This window comes from Ideonella aquatica, from assembly GCF_018069755.1.
In the GTDB taxonomy this organism is placed as follows: Bacteria; Pseudomonadota; Gammaproteobacteria; order Burkholderiales; family Burkholderiaceae_C; genus Ideonella; species Ideonella aquatica.
Genome location: NZ_JAGQDE010000004.1, coordinates 182946 through 201998 on the forward strand (window position 1 = coordinate 182946; position 19053 = coordinate 201998).

Consider the following 19053-nt stretch of genomic DNA (forward strand, 5'->3'; position numbering starts at 1 on the left):
GCGCCACCCCCTTCGCCCCGGGGGGCGGGGGGCCGCCTAGAATCCGTGGCATGAGTTACGTCGTCCTGGCCCGCAAGTACCGCCCCCGCAGCTTCGAGGACATGGTTGGCCAGGACCATGTGGTGCGTGCGCTGACGCACGCCCTTGAGCAGCAGCGCCTGCACCACGCCTACCTGTTCACCGGCACGCGCGGCATTGGCAAGACCACGGTCTCGCGCATCCTGGCCAAGAGCCTGAACTGCCAGGGCGCCGACGGCCAGGGCGGCATCACCGCGCGCCCCTGCGGCGTGTGCAGCGCCTGCCGCGAGATCGATGCCGACCGCTACATCGACTACATCGAGCTCGACGCCGCTTCCAACCGCAGCATCGACGAAATCCGCGAGTTGATCGAGCGCGCGGCCTACAAGCCCTCGGTCGGCCGCTTCAAGGTCTTCATGATCGACGAGGCGCACCAACTGACCAAGGACGCCTTCAACGCGCTGCTCAAGACGCTGGAGGAGCCGCCCGAGTACCTCAAGTTCGTGCTGGCCACCACCGACCCCGAGAAGATGCTGCCCACGGTGTTGAGCCGCTGCCTGCAGTTCAACCTGCGGCCGATGGCGCCGCCCACCGTGGCCGAGTACCTGGAGAAGGTGCTGACCGCCGAGCAGATCCCCGCCGAGCCGGGCGCGCTGCGCCTGTTGTCGCGCGCGGCGCGGGGCTCGATGCGCGATGCGCTCTCGCTCACCGACCAGGCCATTGCCTATGGCGGCGGCCGCCTGGAAGAGGGCGGCGTGCGCGCCATGCTGGGCAGCGTGGATCGCCGCCATGCGCAGCGCCTGGTGGCGGCACTGGCTGGTCGCGACGGCCGCGCTGTGCTCGACGAGTGCGAAGGCCTGCGCCGCCAGGGTCTGTCGGCCAGCGCCACGCTGGAAGAAATGGCGCGCCTGCTGCAGCAGATGGCGGTGGAACAGGCGGTGCCCGGCGCGCTGGACGCGTCCGATCCCGACACCGAGCCCGCGCGCCGTCTGGCGTCCGCGCTGGCCCCCGACGAGACCCAGCTGCTTTACAGCATCTGCCTGCAGGGCCGGGCCGAGCTGGGCCTGGCGCCGGACGAGCATGCCGGCCTGGTGATGGTGCTGCTGCGCTTCCTGGCCTTCCCGCCAGCCGGGGCGGGCGGCCTGGGAGGACCGGCCGGCGGCCACGCGGGTTCGGGTGAGCGCAGCGCAGGCGCATCGGGCGCGACCGGCGCAGCGGCGATGGCCGCTGCGGTGGCGCCGCCGTTGCCTGCGCCCACACCTGCAGCCCCAGCGGTGTCCGCGCCCGCGCCCACCAGCGCCGCCGCCCGCCTGGCCCAGGAAGCGGCCGAAAAGGCCCGCGCCCGTGCTGCCGCGCGTCCGCCCGAGCCGATGGACGATGATGGTCCACCGCCCTGGATGGACGAGGCGCCGCCGGTCGACGCACAGGATGCGCTGGATACGGCCGCGCCGTTGGCGGTCGAGGCCGCCGCCGAACCGATCGAGTTGGCTGGGGCGGTCGCGCCCGCGCCGGCCGTGGTCCTGCGCCGCACGCCGCTGGGCGATGCCTGGGCCGATGCGGTGGCCGCACTCAACCAGGCGGGGCTGGTCAGTGCGCTGGCGCGCGAGCTGGCCATGCAGGCTGAACTGGTGTCCGCCGACGGACCGCGCTGGACGCTGCGCGTCGAACGCGACAGCCTGCGCAACCCGCCGCTGCTGGACAAGCTGCAGGCCGCGCTGCGCCAGCTGCCCGGCCATGAGAGCCAGGTGCTGGCCACCGAGGCCGGCGTGGCCCAGGACTCCCCCGCGCTGCGCGATGCCGAGGCCGCGCGCCAGCGCCAGGCCGACGCCGAGGCCGCCTTCCGTGCCGACCCGCTGGTGGTGGCGGCACTTCAGCAATTTGCCGGCGCGCGCATCGTGCCCGGCACGGTGCGACCGCACTGAACAACGGGCGTCGCCTTGGCGCCTGACGATCCACGAAAGGAAAAATCGCGATGATGAAGGGTCAATTGGCCGGCCTGATGAAGCAGGCCCAGCAGATGCAGGACAACCTGAAGAAGGCCCAGGAGGAACTGGCCCAGGTCGAGGTCGAGGGCCAGTCCGGCGCTGGCCTGGTGAAGGTGGTGATGACCTGCCGCAACGATGTGCGCCGCGTCAGCATCGATCCCAGCCTGCTGGCCGACGACAAGGACATGCTCGAGGACCTGGTGGCGGCGGCCTTCAATGATGCGGTGCGCCGCGCCGAGGCCACCAGCCAGGAACGCATGGGCAAGCTGACCGCCGGCCTGCCGCTGCCCCCCGGCATGAAGATGCCGTTCTGACGCGGTGGCCGATCCCGGAGCCCTGGAGACCCTGGTCGAGGCGCTGCGGCGGCTGCCGGGCGTCGGCCAGAAGTCAGCCCAGCGCATGGCCTACCACCTGCTGCAGCACGACCGGCTGGGCGCTGGCGTGCTGGCCCAGGCGCTGGAGCGCGCCGTGGCGTCGGTCCAGCATTGCCAGCGCTGCCACACCTTCAGCGAGGCGCCGGTGTGCGCGGTCTGCCGCGACACCGGCCGAGATCGCCGCCAGCTGTGCGTGGTCGAGTCACCGGCTGACCAGGCCGCCCTGGAGCGCACGGGCAGCTACCACGGCTACTACTATGTGCTGATGGGCCGCATCAGCCCGATCGACGGCCAGGGCCCCGAGCAACTGCGCGCCGACGGTCTGCTGAGCCGTGCGCTGGATGGCGAGGTGGAAGAGGTCATCCTGGCCACCAGTTTCACCGCCGAGGGCGAGGCCACCTCGCATGTGCTGGGCGAATCACTGCGCGCCCGCGGCCTGAAGGTCACGCGCCTGGCGCGCGGGGTGCCGGCGGGCAGCGAGCTGGAGTATGTCGACCTGTCGACGATCGCCCATGCGCTGGTCGACCGCCGCTGAGCGGATCAGCGGCGGGTGCGGTTGGGCGCCGTCGGGCGGCGCGTGTTGGCCGGGGCCTTCTGACGGGCGCCCGGCGCCGCGCGCTTGGTGGCCTGCGGCACCATCACGATGTAGCTGCTGCCCGGCTTGAACACCGCGTTGGTCGACACCTTGTTCCACTGCGCCACCATCGCCGGCGAGGTGCGGTAGCGCTTGGCCACCGCCGCCACGCTGTCGCCGCGCTTGCCGGCACGCAGCGTCAGGCGGCGCATCGGCGGCAGGTCGGGCGCCAGCGCGATCGTGGCGTTGTCCGCCAGGTGTTCTGACACATCGGCGTTGCGGCCGGCGGTGCGCGGCACCAGCAGCGTCGAGCCGGCCTTGACCAGCATGCGCGGCGGGATGCGGTTGATGTCGCGCAGCTCGGACTCGCTCATGCCCACTTGCCGGGCGGCATCGGCCGGGCGCAAGGTCTTGGGGGCCACCCAGGCCGTCCAACTGGCCAGCGGGCCATGGTGGGCCTTGAGGTTGCCAACGAAACGGCCGGCGTTGTCGAAAGGCAGCAGCACCTGCTCAGTGCCCGCAGCCAGGATCACCGGCTTGTTCATCTGCGGGTTGAGCTGGCGAAACTCCTCGACCGAGATGCCGGCCAGGCGGGCGGCCAGGTCGACGTCGATGTCGCGCTGGATCGGCACGCTCACGAAGTACGGGTGGTTCTTCAGCTCGGGCAGCGCCAGGCCGTAGTTCTCGGGCGCGGCGATCAGGTTCTTGATGGCCTGCAGCTTGGGCACGTAGTAGCGCGTCTCGTCAGGCATGCGCAGGCTGCTGTAGTCGGTGGGCAGGCCGGCCTTCTGGTTGCGGGCGATGGCGCGCTGCACATTGCCCTCGCCCCAGTTGTAGGCGGCCAGCGCGAGGTGCCAGTCGCCGAACATGTTGTTGAGCCGGCCGAGGTAGTCCAGCGCGGCGCGCGTGGAGGCCAGCACATCCCGGCGGTCGTCGCGGAAGATGTTCTGCTTGAGCGCATAGTCCTTGCCGGTCATTGGCATGAACTGCCACATGCCCGAGGCGCGCGCGGTGGACAGGGCCTGGGGATTGAAGGCGCTCTCGACGAAGGGCAGCAGGGCCAGCTCAGAGGGCATGCCGCGGCGCTCCACCTCCTCAACGATGTGGAACAGGTAGCGGCCGCCGCGCTCGGTCATGCGGCGCATGTAGTCGGGCTTGCCGCCGTAGTGCTGCTCGGCGCGGCGCACCCAGTCATCGGACAGCTCGGGCATGGCAAAGCCCTTGCGCACGCGACTCCACAGGTCGCTGCGCGCCGCGCTGTCATCCATGTCGACCACGCGGTCCGGGTGGACCGGGTCGACGATCGGCCCCGTGGCGGGCGCTTCGGCCGCGCGCACCGGGCTGGACTCGGCGGCAGCCGGTGGCACGCTGGGCGGGTTGGCGGGGGAGGCATCGAGCACCATGGCGCTGCCAGGAGGCTGCAGCGTCAGGCGCGGGGCCGGCTCCGGCGCCGCGGACACGGGCCGTACAACCGGGCCGGTCAAGCCGGCAGATGGGGTCGCGCAGCCGGCCGCCAGCAGGGCGATGCAGCAGCCAAGCAGGGACGGAAACAGTTGGTGAAGGGTCATCGGAAGTCGTTTTTCCAGGCGCGCAGCGCCGCAAACACGTCAACGGGGCGGTCGCTGGCCGCACCGTGCGCCATCGCACTGGCCACCAGCGCCGGCTGGTCGCAGCGCAGGAAGGGGTTGATCTGGCACTCGAGCGCCAGCGTGGTGGGCAGGCTGGGGAGGCCGTCGGCACGTGTTGATTCCACCCAGCGCAGATGGGTCTGCAGCGCGGTGTTGTCGGGATCGGCGGCCAGCGCGAAACGCAGGTTGGCCAGCGTGTATTCGTGGGCGCAGCAGACCAGCGTGCCGGCGGGCAAGCTCAGCAGCCGCTGCAGCGAGGCATGCATCTGCACGGCCGTGCCCTCGAAGAGCCGCCCGCAGCCGGCGGAGAACAATGTGTCGCCGCAGAACAGCAGCGGTGGTTCTGCCGCCACGGCAAAAGCCAGGTGGGTGCTGGTGTGGCCGGGTACGCCGATCACCGTCACCGGCAGGTCTGCGAACTGCAGGGTGTCGCCGTCGTGCACCGGCTGCACCTGGCCGGTCAGGCAGCGGTCCTCAGGGCCCCAGATCGGGCCCTGCAGATGCGGGCGAAGCGCGTCCAGGCCATCGACGTGGTCGCCGTGGTGGTGGGTCACTAGAATGCCGCCGAGGGTCAGCCCGCGCTGCGCAAGGGCTTGCAACACCGGCGACGCGTCGCCCGGATCCACCACCAGGGCTTGCGTGCCCTGGATCAGCATCCAGACGTAGTTGTCGGCGAAGGCGGGGAGGGCGAGCAGTTCCATCGATGGCTGGCGAACACGCGATTATAGATTTGGGGGGGTGGTTGGACACCCCTGCCGGCCGCTGCATGCTGGCCTGGGAGCAGACCCTGCTGGACGAGGCGGTGGCTGACTCCTTCGGGTTCCATGCGCTGCAGCTGGGCCTGCCCGAGATGGACGGCCTGCGCAACAACCGCATGCCGCACCGCTGGCTGGCCTGCGAGCTGGACGAGGCAACCGCGGCCGTCCCCCTGGAGCCGACAGCCGACAACCTCGCCAGCGTGCGGCCCACCGGCGGCGCCACGCTGCGCTGTCAGCCCGAGGCGTTGCCGTTTCCGGACGAGTCGCTGGACCTGGTGCTGCTGCCGCACACGCTGGAGCTGGTCGATGATCCGCACCTGGCGCTGGCCGAGGCGGCACGGGTGCTGCGGCCCGAGGGGCGGCTGATCGTGTCCGGGTTCAACCCGGCCAGCCTGTGGATGCTGCGTCAGCGTCTGGGCCATCTGGCCCGCAATGCCAGCGTGGGCAGCGGACCGCTGTTCCTGCCCGACACCGGCGAGGCGATTGGCTACTGGCGCCTGCGCGACTGGATGCGCCTGGTGCACCTCGAGCCCGAGCGCGGCCGATTCGGTTGCTACCGCATGCCCTGCCGCAGCCAGGCCTGGCTGCAGCGCTGGCGCTGGATGGAAGGTGTGGGTGAGCGCTGGTGGCCGGTGCTGGGGGCGGTGTACCTGCTGCAGGCGGTCAAGCGGGTGCGTGGCATGCGCCTGGTCGGGCTGTCGCCGAGGCGTCGGCTGCGCCTGGCGGCCGGGCCGGCGGTGGCGGCCAACCGACACTGGCGCGGTGCGCGCTCGGCGCACGAGACAATCGCTCCCCATGACTGATGTGACGATCTACACCGACGGTGCCTGCAAAGGCAACCCGGGCCCCGGCGGCTGGGGCGCCTGGCTGCGCGCCGGCAGCCACGAGAAGGAGCTTTTCGGCGGCGAACGCCAGACCACCAACAACCGCATGGAGTTGACAGCGGTCATCGAGGCCCTGTCCACACTCAAGCGGCCCTGTGCGGTGGCGATCTACACCGACAGCGAGTACGTCAAGAACGGCATCACCACCTGGATCCACAATTGGAAGCGTCGTGGCTGGCGCACCGCGGATGGCAAGCCGGTGAAGAACGAGGAACTCTGGCGCCGCCTGGACGAGCTGGTCGCCGGGCACCGCGTGTCCTGGCACTGGGTCAAGGGCCACGCGGGCGACCCCGGCAACGAGCGAGCCGATGCGCTCGCCAACCGGGGGGTGGAACAGGCGCGCTGACGCACGCGCCCAGTGGCCGGATCAGGGCCCCGGCGGCGGGTTGAAGGCCTGGAAGCAGGCGTGCGTGTTGATCGTCGTGAGGAAGCTCAGGTCGAAGCTGTCGGCCTGCTGCGATCCCGTGAACTGGAAGGACTCGATGCCGTAGGCGGTCATCTTGGCGCCGGTCGACAAGTCGGTGATGGTGGCCACGCAGCTCGGATTCCAGCCCGTGATCTGGTACTGCGAGGCCGGGCCGACCAGCGTCAGCGTGTCATGGCCCCAGCAGCCGTCCACCCAGCTGCAGTTGGAGAAGCTGCCCAGCGTGAGGTTGTCGTTGCCCAGACCCAGTTGTACGCCGCCCTGGTTGCGGCCGACGCTGGCAGCGTCGTCACCGCAGCCGGTGTCGAGCACGCAGCTGAGCGTGCCGCCCACCCACGCGCGGTCGTTGCCGTCGCCCAGCCAGGCCGATTGCAGCGAGCCACCCACATGCAGCTGATCATGGCCCCAGCCCAGGTTGGCGATGTTGGCGTTGCCATCGACAAACACGCGGTCGGTGCCGCAGCCGCCGGTGACGGCACAGTTGACGTTGTCGCCCACGTAGAGCTGGTTCAGACCATTGCCCAGCAGCATGTCGCCCACGCTGCCCTTGACCAGCAGCAGGTCGTCGCCGCAGCCCACGTACAGGTGCTCGGCATTGCCACCGATCTTGACGATGTTGGCGCCGTCGCCCAGGTTGGCCAGGCACAGGTTCTCGACCACGTTCAGGCCATCGTTGCCCCAGCCGGCCAGCACCGTGCCGGCGCTGCCGCCGACGTTGATGCAGTTGTTGCCGTTGCTCGCGCAGCCCAGGCCCAGGTCGCCAAAGACGACATAGCGGTCATTGCCGCAGCCCGAGTTGATGTGGCAGGCGTCGCCGCCCACGGTGATGTGGTTGGTGCCGTCGCCCAGGCAGGCCAGCGACAGGTTGCCGTCGATGCTGACCTGATCGTTGCCCCAGCCCGACAGCACGGTGCCGGCATTGCCGCCCACCTCCAGCGTGTTGTCGCCCCAGCACAGGTCGGCCAGGCACAGGTTGCCAGCGACGCTGACCGTGTCCTGGTCAATGCCGCCAATGACCGTGCCGGCGTTGCCGCCCACGTCCAGCGTGTTCGTGCCCCAACCCAGCAGGCCGGTGCCCAGGTCGCCGCCAACGCTCACGGTGTCGTTGCCGCAGCCGGTGTTCAGGCAACTGATCGCGCCCGCCACGTCGATCACATCATGGCCTGAGCCCAGCGTGATGCTGCCGGCGTTGCCTCCCACCGTGATCCGGTTGCTGCCGAAGAGGTCGGTGATCGACTGCACATGGCCGCCCACCTGGATCCGGTCATCGCCCTCACAGGTGTTGATGCAGGCGGCGCTGCCGGTGATGGTCACCGTGTCGTTGCCGCGGCCCATGGTCACGCTGCGGATGTCACCGTCGATGGTGACCGACTGGTCCTCGTTGGACCACCACTTGTAGAGATAGATGTCCTGGGTGCTGCTCACGGGGTTCTCCGGTTGCTGTTCGGGGTGTTACTGTATGTTACCTTTGTAGCAACTTCATGAAACACCCTGGACAACCCGTCCCCCTAGATTGTGGTCACCCCTGGGTCTCGGCTCAGCCGCCGATGTAGTGCATCTCGATGCGCTGACGGGGCTCGTCCGGCGCCGAGGAGGCCGAGCGCAGCTCGGAGTAACGGTCCTTGCGTCGGCTCCACAGGCCCGAGACGGCTGCGGCCAGCTGGGCATCGCTGGCACCGCCGCGCAGCAGCGCCCGCAGGTCGTGGCCGCGGCTGGCGAACAGGCAGGTGAACAGCTTGCCCTCGGTGGACAGCCGGGCCCGGTTGCACTCGCCGCAGAAGGCCTGGGTCACGCTGGAGATGAAACCCACCTCACCGCGACCATCGGCGTAGGCCAGGCGCTGGGCGGTCTCGCCCGGCGAGCGCGCTGGCAGCGGCACCAGCGGCCAGACCTCGGCCAGCAAGGCCTGCACGGCCTGGCTGGGCAGCACCTCGTCCATGCGCCAGCCGTTGGTGGCGCCGACGTCCATGTACTCGATGAAGCGCAGCACCACCTGGGGGCCGTAGTGGTCACGCATATGGCGGGCCAGAGGCACGATCTCGTGCTCGTTGGTGCCACGCTTGACCACCATGTTGACCTTGACCGGGCCGAAGCCGGCGGCCAGCGCGGCATCGATGCCGGCCAGCACCTCGCCAACCGGAAAGCCGACGTCGTTCATGCGCTGGAAGATGGCATCGTCCAGGGCGTCCAGACTCACCGTGACGCGTGTCAGCCCCGCCGCGCGCAGCGCCGGCGCATGACGGGCCAGCAGCGAGCCGTTGGTGGTCAGCGTCAGCTCCAGCGGCTCACCAGACGGGGTGCGCAGCGCGGCCAGCATGCGCACCAGGTCGTCCAGGTGTTTGCGCATCAGTGGCTCGCCACCGGTCAGGCGCAGCTTGGTCACGCCATGCAGCGCGAACACCGCAGCCAGGCGCGTGATCTCCTCGAAGCTCAGCAGCGAGGATTGCGGCAGGAAGCGGTAGTCCCGGTCGAAGACCTCCTTGGGCATGCAGTAGCTGCAGCGGAAGTTGCACCGGTCGGTGACCGAAATGCGCAGGTCGCGCAGCGGCCGGCCCAGCGCGTCGGACAACAGACCGTCCGGTGCGGGCGCGTCGGCGGGGATATCTGGGATGTCGGCCAGCGCGCGCAGGTCCGACAAGGCTATGACTTTTTCACCCATGGCCTGCGCATGCTAACGGCTGAAAGCCGACCCGTGCCCAAGCAGGCCCGGCCCGGCCAGGGACATGTTCACTGGGCAGGACGCAGCGGTTCGGTGGTCTGCGGCGCGCGGCGCGCACCGTTGAAGCGCTGGGCCCAGTAGGCGATGCGCATGTCCTCCACACGCACCTGCTCGCCGGTGCGTGGCGAGTGGATGAACTTGCCGTCGCCCACGTAGATGCCCACATGGGAGAACGCGCGGCGCATGGTGTTGAAAAACACCAGATCGCCGGGTTTGAGGTCCTCCATCGGGATGGCAACCAGACCGGGTGACGCGGCCTGTTCGGCGGCACGGCGCGGCAGCACCAGCCCCACGCTGTGCTCGAAAACGTAGCGTGTGAAGCCCGAGCAATCGAAGCCCTGGTCTTCAGTGCCGCCGCCGCGGCGGTAGCGTACGCCGATGAAATTCATCGCGGTGAGCACCAGGTCCGAGGCCTTGTCGCGCACCTGAGACAGCAGCGTGGGCGCGCTGTCGGTGCCAGCGGCCGACAGCACGCCGCGCTCTTCGAGCAGGCGCATCACCGGGTCGCCGGACTTGGGGCTGGCACCGTCGGGGCTGGCCCAGGCGCTGCCGCACAGCAGGGCCAGAGCCAGGGCGGTGCCGCTCAACAGGCACGGGCCGCGGCGGCGCTCTCGGGGAATCACATCCATCACGCCGCGCAGCATAGGCAGGCGTCAGCCTTGTGTCAAGACGAAAAATCCAAGCAATACAAGAACTTGCGTCAATGTCTTCGGGTTGTCGAGATCAGGGATGCACCTGATCCCGCCCGGCTCAGAGCACTTCAGACGCGTAATCGGCCAGCCGTGAACGCTCGCCGCGCGCCAGCGTGACATGGCCGGCGTGCGGCCAGCCCTTGAAACGGTCGACGGCAAAGGTCAGGCCCGACGAGCCCTCGGTCAGGTAGGGCGTGTCGATCTGCGCCAGATTGCCCAGGCAGACGATCTTGGTGCCCGGGCCAGCGCGGGTGATCAGGGTCTTCATCTGCTTGGGCGTCAGGTTCTGCGCCTCGTCGATCAGCACGAACTTGTTCAGGAAGGTGCGCCCGCGCATGAAGTTCATGCTCTTGATCTTGATCTTGCTGCGCACCAGGTCGTTGGTGGCGGCGCGGCCCCATTCGCCCGCGGTGGCGTCGGTCTTGGCGAGCACCTCAAGGTTGTCATCGAGCGCGCCCATCCAGGGGCCCATCTTCTCTTCCTCGTTGCCGGGCAGGAAGCCGATGTCCTCGCCCACCGGCACCGTCACGCGGGTGACGATGATCTCGGTGTAGCGGCGCTCATCGAGCACCTGCGACAGTCCGGCAGCCAGCGTCATCAGCGTCTTGCCCGTTCCCGCGGTGCCGGTCAGCGTGATGAAGTCGCACTCGGGGTCCATCAGCAGGTTCAGCGCAAAGTTCTGCTCGCGGTTGCGGGCCGTGACGCCCCAGGCGGCGTTCTTGGCATGGGTGTAGTCGCGCAGCGTCTTGAGCACCGCGGTCTTGCCGCTCAGCTCGGTCACGCGCGCATACAGCGGCGCCTCGCCGGGCTGCTCGAGGTAGACGAACTGGTTGACCATCAGCGCCGGCACCAGCGGGCCGCTGATGCGGTAGAAGGTGTGGCCACCTTGCTGCCAGCTCTCCATGGTCTTGCCGTGCTTGTCCCAGAAGTCGGGCGGCAGCTGCAGCACACCGGTGTAGAGCAGGTCGCCGTCGTCCAGCGCCTTGTCGTTGAAGTAGTCCTCGGCGGCCAGGCCCATCGCCCGCGCCTTGATGCGCATGTTGATGTCCTTGGACACCAGCACCACCTCGCGGCCGGGGTGCTGCTCGCGCAGCGACTGCACCACGCCCAGGATCTGGTTGTCGGCCTTGCCCTGCGGCAGGCCGGCGGGCAACTTGGCATCCAGCAGCGTGGTCTGGAAGTACAGCCGGCCCAGGGCCTCGCGGTGGCCGGTCTTGGCCAGCGGGATGCCGTCGGTGGGGGCCAGGTTGCCGTCGGCGGCCAGCGCATCGAGCTCGCGGCTGACCTGGCGCACGTTGCGCGAGACCTCGGACATGCCCTTCTTGTGGCCGTCGAGCTCTTCCAGCGTGATCATCGGCAGGTAGATGTCGTGCTCGTCGAAACGGAAGATCGACATCGGGTCGTGCATCAACACGTTGGTGTCGAGCACGAACAGCTTGGCCGGGCCGGTGCGCCGCGGCGCGGCGCGGCGCTTGGGGGCTGGGGCGGGCTTGGCGGCGGCAGGGGGCTTGGACGTACGCACCGGCGCCGGGGCGGCGGGCAGCGGGGCGGCGTCACGCTTGAGTTCAAGCGGCGCGACCGGACGGTCGTCCTGGGGATCGGGCGCAGGGCGGGCGGCGCTGCGGGCCGTCTTCGGCGCTGCCTGGGCCTCGTATTCGCTGGGGGGAAGGATGGTGGCTCGGGTGACGGGGGGCTTGGGCAGGGGCATGGACGGCGACAGCGGTTCAGGCAACAAAAAAGCCGCACGGACAACCGGGCGGCTTTTCAGGGGAGGTCAGCGCGAGCGTCTCGGGCATGGCCCCATCATACACATCCGGCCACGGCCGGCAGCAGGGGCTTCAGGCGGTCTTCTTGAGTTCCTTCACGGCCTTGAGGACTTCGTCCACATGGCCGGCCACCTTGATGCCACGCCACTCGGCGCGCAGCACGCCCTGGGCATCGATCAGGAAGGTCGAGCGCTCGATGCCCTTGACCTTCTTGCCGTACATGATCTTGTTCTTGACCACGCCGAACATGTGGCAGAGCTTTTCCTCGGTGTCGGCGATCAGCTCGAAGGGCAGCTCCAGCGTTTGCTTGAACTTCTCGTGCGAGGCCATGTTGTCGCGCGACACCCCGAACACCACCGCACCCGCCTTAACGAAGTCCTTGTGCTGGTCGCGGAACTGCATGGCTTCAGTGGTGCAGCCGGGCGTGTTGTCCTTGGGGTAGAAATACAGCACCACCGTCTGGCCCAGAAAGGCGTGGCCGGTGAACTTGACACCGCCCGTGGCCAGGGCTTCGATCTCGGGAAGGGCTTTGTTGAGGGCTGGCGTCATGAGGATTTTGTCTTCTAGCTGAGCGCCCCGGCGAGGCTTAGCCTGCGATTATAAGGGGCCTGGCCCCCCTTTTCTGCCGCGCGGCGCTGGGCGCTCAGGCCGGCGGCAACAGGAAGGCGCCCAGCACACGGCGGCCCTCGGTGACCAGCACATTGAAGGTGCGTGCGGCGGCAGCGGTGTCCATGGTCTCGATACCGATGCGGCGCTCGATCAGTGCGGCATAGAGCGACGGGTGGACGAAGCGCTGCCGCTCGCCGCTGCCGAACACCACCAGCTCGGGCGACCAGGCCAGGATGCGCGCAAAGTGTTCGGCGGTCAGGTCGCCCGGCTCCTGGGCCGGCCAGGCTTGCACCTCGCCGCGCCAAGGCACCAGCAGGCTGCTCTGGAACGGAGTCTGGTGTACCCACAGGCGGCCAGGTTCAAGGCGGGCGATCACGTTGACGCCGTCCAGGGCATCGGGCTGGAATTTCATCGGTGGAGCTCGCGCGGTGGCATGAGAGGTCGCAGAGGTGCCGGCGCTGCACGCCGATGGGGCGCACCCTATGGTTAAATTATAGGTTTTTGCAGTGCATCAAAGCGGTGCACGCCCCTGCTGAGGAGCCCCGGTTTGAAGCGCATCGCCAAGTCCAGCAAGCTGGCCAACGTCGGCTACGACATCCGCGGCCCGGTGCTCGACAAGGCCCGGCAGATGGAGGAAGAGGGCCACAAGATCATCAAGCTGAACATTGGCAACGTCGCTGCCTTCGGCCTGATGCCGCCCGACGAGATCGTGCAGGACATGATCCGCAACCTGTCCTCGCAGGTGGCGGCCGGCTACACCGACAGCAAGGGCCTGTTCGCACCGCGCAAGGCGGTGGTGCACTACTGCCAGGAGAAGAAGATTGCCGGTGTGACGGTGGATGACGTCTACCTGGGCAATGGCGCGTCCGAGCTGATCTCGATGAGCATGAACGCCCTGCTCGACGAGCACGACGAGGTGCTGATCCCCTCGCCCGACTACCCGCTCTACACCGCCGTGGTGTCGCTGTCGGGCGGCACGCCGGTGCACTACCACTGTGACGAAGGCAGCGGCTGGCTGCCCGACCTGGATGACATCCGAAAGAAGGTGACGCCCCACACCAAGGCGATCATCGTCATCAACCCGAACAACCCGACCGGCGCGCTCTACCCGGACGCGATCCTGCAGGGCATCGTCGACATCGCGCGCGAGCACCAGCTGATCGTCTTCGCCGACGAGATCTACGACAAGACGCTGTACGACGGCGCCAGCCACACCAGCATCGCCTCGCTGGCCGACGACGTGCTGTTCCTGACCTTCAATGGCTTGTCCAAGAACTACCGGTCGTGTGGCTACCGCGCCGGCTGGATGGTGGTGTCGGGCAACAAGAAGCGCGCCCAGGACTACATCGAGGGCCTGAACATGCTGGCCTCGATGCGCCTGTGCGCCAACACGCCCGGCCAGATGGCGATCCAGACAGCGCTGGGCGGCTACCAGAGCATCAAGGACCTGGTGGCGCCGGGCGGCCGGCTGTGCAAGCAGCGCGACCTGGCCTATGAGCTGCTGACGCAGATTCCAGGTGTCAGCGTGGTCAAGCCGCAGGCGGCGCTGTACATGTTCCCGCGCCTGGACCCGAAGATGTACCCGATCGAGGACGACCAGCAGTTTGCCTACGAGCTGCTGGCCGACGAGAAGGTGCTGATCGTCCAGGGCACCGGTTTCAACTGGCCCACGCCCGACCATTTCCGCCTGGTCTTCCTGCCCAACGCCGATGACCTCACCGAGGCCATCGGTCGCATCGCCCGCTTCCTCGACGGCTACCGCAAGCGCCACGCCGTCTGACCCTCTGATTTCCCGCTCACCGCGACCCCACCGAGAGACATCGCATGAACCCCATCCAGGTCGGCCTTCTGGGCATCGGCACCGTCGGCTCCGGCACCTTCAAGGTGCTGCAACGCAACCAGCAGGAGATCCTGCGCCGGGCGGGCCGCGGCATCGAGATCACCATGGTGGCTGACCTCGATGTGGAACGCGCCCGCAGCATCGTCGGCGAGGGCGTTCAGGTGGTGAATGACGCCCGCCAGGTGATCGCCAACCCGGCGATCGACATCGTCGTTGAGCTGATCGGCGGCTACGGCATCGCCAAGGCCCTGGTGCTGGAAGCCATCGCGGCCGGCAAGCATGTGGTCACCGCCAACAAGGCGCTGCTGGCTGTGCATGGCAGCGAGATCTTCGCCGCCGCCCGCGCCAAGGGCGTGACCGTGGCCTTCGAGGCCGCGGTGGCCGGTGGCATCCCGATCATCAAGGCGCTGCGCGAGGGCCTGACCGCCAACCGCATCGAGTGGATCGCCGGCATCATCAACGGCACCACCAACTTCATCCTGTCCGAGATGCGCGACAAGGGCCTGGACTTCGACGTGGTGCTCAAGGAAGCGCAACGCCTGGGCTACGCCGAAGCGGATCCCACCTTTGACATCGAAGGTGTTGACGCCGCCCACAAGGCCACGCTGATGAGCGCGCTGGCCTTTGGCATTCCGGTGCAGTTCGACAAGGCCCATGTCGAAGGCATCACCAAACTCTCGGCCACCGACATCCGCTACGCCGAGCAACTGGGCTACCGCATCAAGCTGCTGGGCATCACCAAGCGGCGCGAGGGCGGCATCGAGCTGCGCGTGCACCCCACGCTGATCCCGGCCAAGCGCCTGATCGCCAATGTCGAGGGCGCGATGAACGCCGTGGTCGTGCAGGGCGACGCCGTGGGCACCACGCTGTACTACGGCAAGGGCGCCGGCTCCGAGCCCACCGCCTCGGCCGTGGTGGCCGACCTGGTGGACATCACCCGCCTGGCCACCGCCGACCCCGACCACCGCGTGCCGCACCTGGCCTTCCAGCCCGACGCGCTGGCCGACACGCCGATCCTGCCGATCGAGCAGGTCCAGACTGCCTTTTACCTGCGCCTGCGCGTGGCCGACGAGGCCGGCGTGCTGTCGCGCATCACCACCATCCTGGCCGAGAACGACATCTCGATCGACGCCGTGCTGCAGCGCGAGTCGGCCGAGGGCGAGAAGCAGACCGACCTGATCATCCTGACGCACGAGACCGTGGAAGGCCGCATGCGCGCCGCGCTGGCCTCGATGCAGGCGCTGTCCAGCGTGCTGGCGCCGATCGTCAGCCTGCGCAAGGAGGAGCTGGCCTGATGCGCTATGTCAGCACCCGCGGCGACCAGACCGAACGCCGCTTCTGCGAGATCCTGCTGGAAGGCCTGGCGCCCGATGGCGGCCTGTACCTGCCGGTGGCCTACCCGCAGGTGGATACCGCTACGCTGGCGCGCTGGCGCGGCCTGGCCTATGCCGACCTGGCCTTCGAGATCCTGTCGCTCTACATCGACGACATCCCCGCCGCCGACCTGAAGGCGCTGGTCGCCAGGACCTACACGCCGGCGGTCTTTGGCACCGAGGCCATCGTGCCGGTGCGCCGCCTGGGCGACAGCGGCCTGCTGATCGAAGCCCTGTCCAACGGCCCCACGCTGGCCTTCAAGGACATGGCGATGCAGCTGCTGGGCCACCTGTTCGAGTACGAGCTGGGCCGGCGCGGCGAGCAGCTCAACATCCTGGGCGCCACCAGCGGCGACACCGGCAGCGCGGCCGAGTACGCGATGCGCGGCAAGCACGGCGTGCGCGTCTTCATGCTCAGCCCGCACGGCCGCATGAGCGCCTTCCAGCAGGCCCAGATGTTCAGCCTGCAGGACGCCAACATCCACAACATCGCCGTCGAAGGCGTGTTCGACGATGCGCAGGACATCGTCAAGGACGTCTCCAACGACCTGGCCTTCAAGCGCCAGTACAAGATCGGCACCGTCAATTCGATCAACTGGGCGCGCCTGCTGGCCCAGGTGGTGTATTACTTTGCCGGGTACTTTCAAGCGACCTCTGGTCGCGTCCAGGCCACGCCAGAGCAGGTCAGCTTCACCGTGCCCTCGGGCAACTTCGGCAACGTCTGCGCCGGACATGTGGCGCGCATGATGGGCCTGCCGATCAAGCACCTGGTGGTGGCCACCAACGAGAACGACGTGCTCGACGAGTTCTTCCGCACCGGCACCTACCGCGTGCGGGGCAGCGCCGAGACGCACGAGACCTCCAGCCCGTCGATGGACATCTCCAAGGCGTCGAACTTCGAGCGCTTCGTCTTCGACCTGGTGGGCCGCGACGGCGCACGCACCAAGGCGCTGTTTGGCGATGCCATCGCGCGCGAGGGCGCCTTCACGGTCAGCCCGGCCGAGTTTTCGGCGATTGCCGGCTACGGTTTCCAGTCGGGCCGCAGCACCCATGCGGACCGCCTGGCCACGATCCGCGGCACCGATGAGCGCTTCGGCGACCTGATCGACACCCACACCGCTGACGGCGTCAAGGTGGCGGCCGAGCATGTCGAGCCCGGCGTGCCGATGATCGTGCTGGAGACCGCGCTGCCGGCCAAGTTCGCCGAGACCATCCGCGAGGCGGTGGGCCGCGAGCCCGGCCGCCCGGCCGGCCTGGACGGCATCGAGGCGCTGCCCAAGCGCTTCACCGTGATGAAGCCCGACACCGCGGCGGTGAAGGCCTTCATCCAGGCGCACTGCGCCGACTGAACCTGGAGCACGCGGCCATGAAGGTCATCGGCCTGGCCGGCTATTCGGGCAGCGGCAAGACCACGCTGATCGAGCAACTGATCGCTGGCCTGAAGGCCGCCGGTCAGCGCGTCTCGGTGGTCAAGCACGCGCACAAGGACAGCTTCGACATCGACCACCCGGGCAAGGACAGCTGGCGCCACCGCCAGGCCGGCGCGCTGGAGGTGGTGGTGGCCAATGCGCGGCGCATGGCGCTGATCCGCGAGTTTCCGCAGCCGGTGGAGATCGAGCCGCACGCGCTGCTGGCCGAACTGGCCCCGTGTGACTGGGCGCTGGTGGAAGGCTTCAAGCACGGCGACCTGCCCAAGATCGAGGTCTGGCGTGCTGAACTGGGCCGTCCGGCGATGTACCCGAACGACCCCTTCATCGTGGGCATCGCCACCGACGACCCGGCCGCGCTGCCCGAGCCCACCGGCCTGCCGGTCTTCCGGCTGGACACCCCCGCGGCGCTGCTGGACCACCTGCTGGCCAGTGGCGAGCGCTACCAGTACACCCAGGGCCACCATGGCTGACACTCCCGCCCCGACCCGCTCGCCGCTGATGACACTCGACGAGGTGCTGGCCCGCCTGGTGGCCACCGCCGCCGAGCGACGCCTCACCGAGACCGAATCACTGTCCAGCGCTGCTGCGCTGGGCCGCGTGCTGGCGCAGGACATCCTGTCCACGCTGGACGTGCCACCGGCCGACAACTCCTCGATGGACGGCTACGCCCTGCGCGCCGCCGACGTGCCGGCAGCCGGTACGGTGCTGCCGGTCAGCCAGCGCATTCCGGCCGGCCACCCCGGCCAGCCGCTGCAGGCCGGCACCGCGGCGCGCATCTTCACGGGCGCCCAGGTGCCGGCCGGCGCCGACTGCATCGTGATGCAGGAGCAGTGCGAGGCGCTGGACGGCGGCCAGGTGCGCGTCAACACCGTGCCCCAGGCCGGCCAGTGGATCCGCCAGCGCGGCGAGGACGTGCGTGTCGGTCAAGTGGTGCTGCATGCCGGCCAGCGCCTGGGACCGGCCCACCTGGGCATGCTGGCTACGGTGGGTCTGGCCGAGGTGGCGGTGGTGCGCCGGCCGCGCGTGGCGCTGTTTTCCACCGGCGATGAACTGGTGCTGCCGGGCCAGCCGCTGCCGCCCGGCGCGATCTACAACTCCAACCGCCACACGCTGCGTGGCCTGCTGGAAGCCGCTGGCTGCGCGGTCAGCGACCTGGGCATCGTGCCCGACACGCTGGACGCCACGCGCGCCGCGCTGCGCCAGGCGGCCCAGGGCAATGACCTGATCCTGACCAGCGGCGGCGTCTCGGTGGGCGAGGAAGACCATCTGCGCCCGGCCGCCCGCGCCGAGGGCCGCATCGAGCTGTGGCAGATGGCCGCCAAGCCCGGCAAGCCGCTGGCTTTTGGCGCGATCCACCGCCCCGATGGTGGCGAGGCGCTGCTGATGGGCCTGCCGGGCAACCCGGTGTCCAGCTTCATCACCTTCCTGCTGGCGGTGGCGCCGGTGCTGCGCGTGCTGCAAGGGGGTTCGGGCGCGCTGCCGGTGGCGCTGCCGCTGCGTGCCGCCTTCGCCTGGCCGCGCCCCGACCGCCAGCGCCGCGAGTTCATGCGCGCCCGGCTCACCCCTGCGGGCGAGCTGGAGCTGTTCCCGAACCAGAGCTCCGGCGTGATGACCTCCGCGGTCTGGGCCGATGGCCTGATCGACAACCCGGCCGGACAGGCCATCGCCCCTGGCGACGTGGTGCGCTTCCTGCCGCTGGCCACGCTGATCGGGGCATGATCACCACCATGCTGATTCGACTGCGTTTCTTCGCCTCGCTGCGCGAGGCCCTGGGCCCCGAGGCCAGCCTGGAGCTGCCCGAGGGCGCCAGCGTGGCCCAGGCCCGCGACGCGCTGATCGCCCGCGGCGAGCCCTTTGCGGCGGCGCTGGCCCGTGGGCGTGCGGTGCGCGCCGCGCTGAACCAGGCGCTGTGCGACGAAAGCGCTGCACTGAAGGCGGGCGACGAGCTGGCCTTCTTCCCCCCGGTGACCGGAGGCTGA

Annotated in this window: 19 protein-coding genes; 11 read left to right on the plus strand and 8 right to left on the minus strand. The window is 69.1% G+C overall.

The genetic code is table 11. The features are described from left to right. The first annotated feature begins 50 nt into the window (after window positions 1-50). The 3 genes from dnaX to recR are packed head-to-tail and all read left to right on the plus strand — an operon-like array spanning window position 51 to window position 2912. Complete coding sequence (dnaX, locus tag KAK06_RS07155; RefSeq protein ID WP_210801244.1) at window positions 51-1940, plus strand: DNA polymerase III subunit gamma/tau; 1890 nt, start codon at window positions 51-53, stop codon at window positions 1938-1940. Between the two features lie 50 nt (window positions 1941-1990). Then, window positions 1991-2317, plus strand: a complete 327-nt coding sequence (locus KAK06_RS07160) for a YbaB/EbfC family nucleoid-associated protein (protein ID WP_210801245.1) — start codon at window positions 1991-1993, stop codon at window positions 2315-2317. A gap of 4 nt (window positions 2318-2321) precedes the next feature. After that, window positions 2322-2912, plus strand: coding sequence for a recombination mediator RecR (gene recR / locus KAK06_RS07165; RefSeq protein WP_210801246.1), 591 nt, complete (start codon window positions 2322-2324; stop codon window positions 2910-2912). Window positions 2913-2917: 5 nt separating this feature from the next. On the opposite strand, the gene KAK06_RS07170 is transcribed toward recR, so the two are convergent. Together KAK06_RS07170 and gloB are read right to left on the minus strand one after the other, a co-directional pair. Then, complete coding sequence (locus KAK06_RS07170) at window positions 2918-4411, minus strand: transglycosylase SLT domain-containing protein (RefSeq protein ID WP_375140879.1); 1494 nt, start codon at window positions 4409-4411, stop codon at window positions 2918-2920. Between the two features lie 104 nt (window positions 4412-4515). Then, window positions 4516-5280 (minus strand): hydroxyacylglutathione hydrolase, encoded by a 765-nt coding sequence (gene gloB, locus KAK06_RS07175; RefSeq protein WP_210801248.1) that lies wholly within the window; start codon window positions 5278-5280, stop codon window positions 4516-4518. 2 nt (window positions 5281-5282) lie between these two features. On the opposite strand from gloB, the gene KAK06_RS07180 reads away from it, so the two are divergent. Then, window positions 5283-6140, plus strand: coding sequence for a class I SAM-dependent methyltransferase (locus KAK06_RS07180; RefSeq protein WP_210801249.1), 858 nt, complete (start codon window positions 5283-5285; stop codon window positions 6138-6140). Further along, a complete protein-coding gene (gene rnhA / locus KAK06_RS07185) occupies window positions 6133-6567 on the plus strand; it encodes a ribonuclease HI (RefSeq protein ID WP_210801250.1) in 435 nt (144 codons plus the stop codon). Before KAK06_RS07180 ends, rnhA begins: the two co-directional genes overlap by 8 nt. A 21-nt stretch (window positions 6568-6588) precedes the next feature. Here the strand turns inward: rnhA and KAK06_RS07190 are convergent, their stop codons facing one another. The 6 genes from KAK06_RS07190 to KAK06_RS07215 all read right to left on the minus strand — a co-directional run bounded on the left by KAK06_RS07190 (window position 6589) and on the right by KAK06_RS07215 (window position 12843). Further along, on the minus strand, window positions 6589-8070 hold the full coding sequence (locus KAK06_RS07190) for a hypothetical protein (protein ID WP_210801251.1): 1482 nt from the start codon (window positions 8068-8070) through the stop codon (window positions 6589-6591). 112 nt (window positions 8071-8182) lie between these two features. Beyond that, entirely contained in the window at window positions 8183-9304 is a 1122-nt protein-coding gene (gene moaA, locus KAK06_RS07195) for a GTP 3',8-cyclase MoaA (protein WP_210801252.1), read from the minus strand. Window positions 9305-9372: 68 nt separating this feature from the next. Continuing rightward, window positions 9373-9993 (minus strand): C40 family peptidase, encoded by a 621-nt coding sequence (locus KAK06_RS07200; RefSeq protein WP_210801253.1) that lies wholly within the window; start codon window positions 9991-9993, stop codon window positions 9373-9375. A 121-nt stretch (window positions 9994-10114) separates the two neighbouring features. After that, on the minus strand, window positions 10115-11764 hold the full coding sequence (locus KAK06_RS07205) for a PhoH family protein (RefSeq protein WP_210801254.1): 1650 nt from the start codon (window positions 11762-11764) through the stop codon (window positions 10115-10117). Between the two features lie 130 nt (window positions 11765-11894). Then, window positions 11895-12371 (minus strand): peroxiredoxin, encoded by a 477-nt coding sequence (locus KAK06_RS07210; protein ID WP_210801255.1) that lies wholly within the window; start codon window positions 12369-12371, stop codon window positions 11895-11897. Between the two features lie 94 nt (window positions 12372-12465). After that, window positions 12466-12843, minus strand: coding sequence for an Mth938-like domain-containing protein (locus KAK06_RS07215; protein ID WP_210801256.1), 378 nt, complete (start codon window positions 12841-12843; stop codon window positions 12466-12468). A 135-nt stretch (window positions 12844-12978) separates the two neighbouring features. Between KAK06_RS07215 and KAK06_RS07220 the strand changes: the two genes are divergently transcribed. Genes KAK06_RS07220 through KAK06_RS07245 form a run of 6 tightly spaced genes read left to right on the plus strand, consistent with a single transcriptional unit; the run spans window position 12979 to window position 19053 of the window. Further along, window positions 12979-14211: a pyridoxal phosphate-dependent aminotransferase gene (locus KAK06_RS07220; RefSeq protein WP_210801257.1), complete on the plus strand. Its 1233-nt coding sequence runs from the start codon at window positions 12979-12981 to the stop codon at window positions 14209-14211. Between the two features lie 44 nt (window positions 14212-14255). Further along, window positions 14256-15566: a homoserine dehydrogenase gene (locus KAK06_RS07225; protein ID WP_210801258.1), complete on the plus strand. Its 1311-nt coding sequence runs from the start codon at window positions 14256-14258 to the stop codon at window positions 15564-15566. Further along, window positions 15566-16993, plus strand: coding sequence for a threonine synthase (gene thrC / locus KAK06_RS07230; protein WP_210801259.1), 1428 nt, complete (start codon window positions 15566-15568; stop codon window positions 16991-16993). Before KAK06_RS07225 ends, thrC begins: the two co-directional genes overlap by 1 nt. 17 nt (window positions 16994-17010) lie before the next feature. Next, window positions 17011-17544, plus strand: a complete 534-nt coding sequence (mobB, locus tag KAK06_RS07235; protein ID WP_210801260.1) for a molybdopterin-guanine dinucleotide biosynthesis protein B — start codon at window positions 17011-17013, stop codon at window positions 17542-17544. Further along, a complete protein-coding gene (locus KAK06_RS07240) occupies window positions 17537-18793 on the plus strand; it encodes a molybdopterin molybdotransferase MoeA (RefSeq protein ID WP_210801261.1) in 1257 nt (418 codons plus the stop codon). Before mobB ends, KAK06_RS07240 begins: the two co-directional genes overlap by 8 nt. A gap of 8 nt (window positions 18794-18801) precedes the next feature. Next, window positions 18802-19053, plus strand: coding sequence for a MoaD/ThiS family protein (locus tag KAK06_RS07245; RefSeq protein ID WP_210801262.1), 252 nt, complete (start codon window positions 18802-18804; stop codon window positions 19051-19053).

What these genes read in the sequence shown, in the direction of transcription:
- mobB (WP_210801260.1), top strand. Translation starts at nt 17,011, where the DNA reads ATGAAGGTCATCGGCCTGGCCGGCTATTCGGGCAGCGGCAAGACCACG.
- KAK06_RS07240 (WP_210801261.1), top strand. Translation starts at nt 17,537, where the DNA reads ATGGCTGACACTCCCGCCCCGACCCGCTCGCCGCTGATGACACTCGAC.
- KAK06_RS07180 (WP_210801249.1), top strand. Translation starts at nt 5,283, where the DNA reads ATGGCTGGCGAACACGCGATTATAGATTTGGGGGGGTGGTTGGACACC.
- thrC (WP_210801259.1), top strand. Translation starts at nt 15,566, where the DNA reads ATGCGCTATGTCAGCACCCGCGGCGACCAGACCGAACGCCGCTTCTGC.
- KAK06_RS07200 (WP_210801253.1), bottom strand. Translation starts at nt 9,993, where the DNA reads ATGGATGTGATTCCCCGAGAGCGCCGCCGCGGCCCGTGCCTGTTGAGC.
- rnhA (WP_210801250.1), top strand. Translation starts at nt 6,133, where the DNA reads ATGACTGATGTGACGATCTACACCGACGGTGCCTGCAAAGGCAACCCG.
- KAK06_RS07245 (WP_210801262.1), top strand. Translation starts at nt 18,802, where the DNA reads ATGCTGATTCGACTGCGTTTCTTCGCCTCGCTGCGCGAGGCCCTGGGC.
- KAK06_RS07225 (WP_210801258.1), top strand. Translation starts at nt 14,256, where the DNA reads ATGAACCCCATCCAGGTCGGCCTTCTGGGCATCGGCACCGTCGGCTCC.
- KAK06_RS07205 (WP_210801254.1), bottom strand. Translation starts at nt 11,764, where the DNA reads ATGCCCCTGCCCAAGCCCCCCGTCACCCGAGCCACCATCCTTCCCCCC.
- dnaX (WP_210801244.1), top strand. Translation starts at nt 51, where the DNA reads ATGAGTTACGTCGTCCTGGCCCGCAAGTACCGCCCCCGCAGCTTCGAG.
- KAK06_RS07160 (WP_210801245.1), top strand. Translation starts at nt 1,991, where the DNA reads ATGATGAAGGGTCAATTGGCCGGCCTGATGAAGCAGGCCCAGCAGATG.
- moaA (WP_210801252.1), bottom strand. Translation starts at nt 9,304, where the DNA reads ATGGGTGAAAAAGTCATAGCCTTGTCGGACCTGCGCGCGCTGGCCGAC.
- KAK06_RS07210 (WP_210801255.1), bottom strand. Translation starts at nt 12,371, where the DNA reads ATGACGCCAGCCCTCAACAAAGCCCTTCCCGAGATCGAAGCCCTGGCC.
- gloB (WP_210801248.1), bottom strand. Translation starts at nt 5,280, where the DNA reads ATGGAACTGCTCGCCCTCCCCGCCTTCGCCGACAACTACGTCTGGATG.
- KAK06_RS07215 (WP_210801256.1), bottom strand. Translation starts at nt 12,843, where the DNA reads ATGAAATTCCAGCCCGATGCCCTGGACGGCGTCAACGTGATCGCCCGC.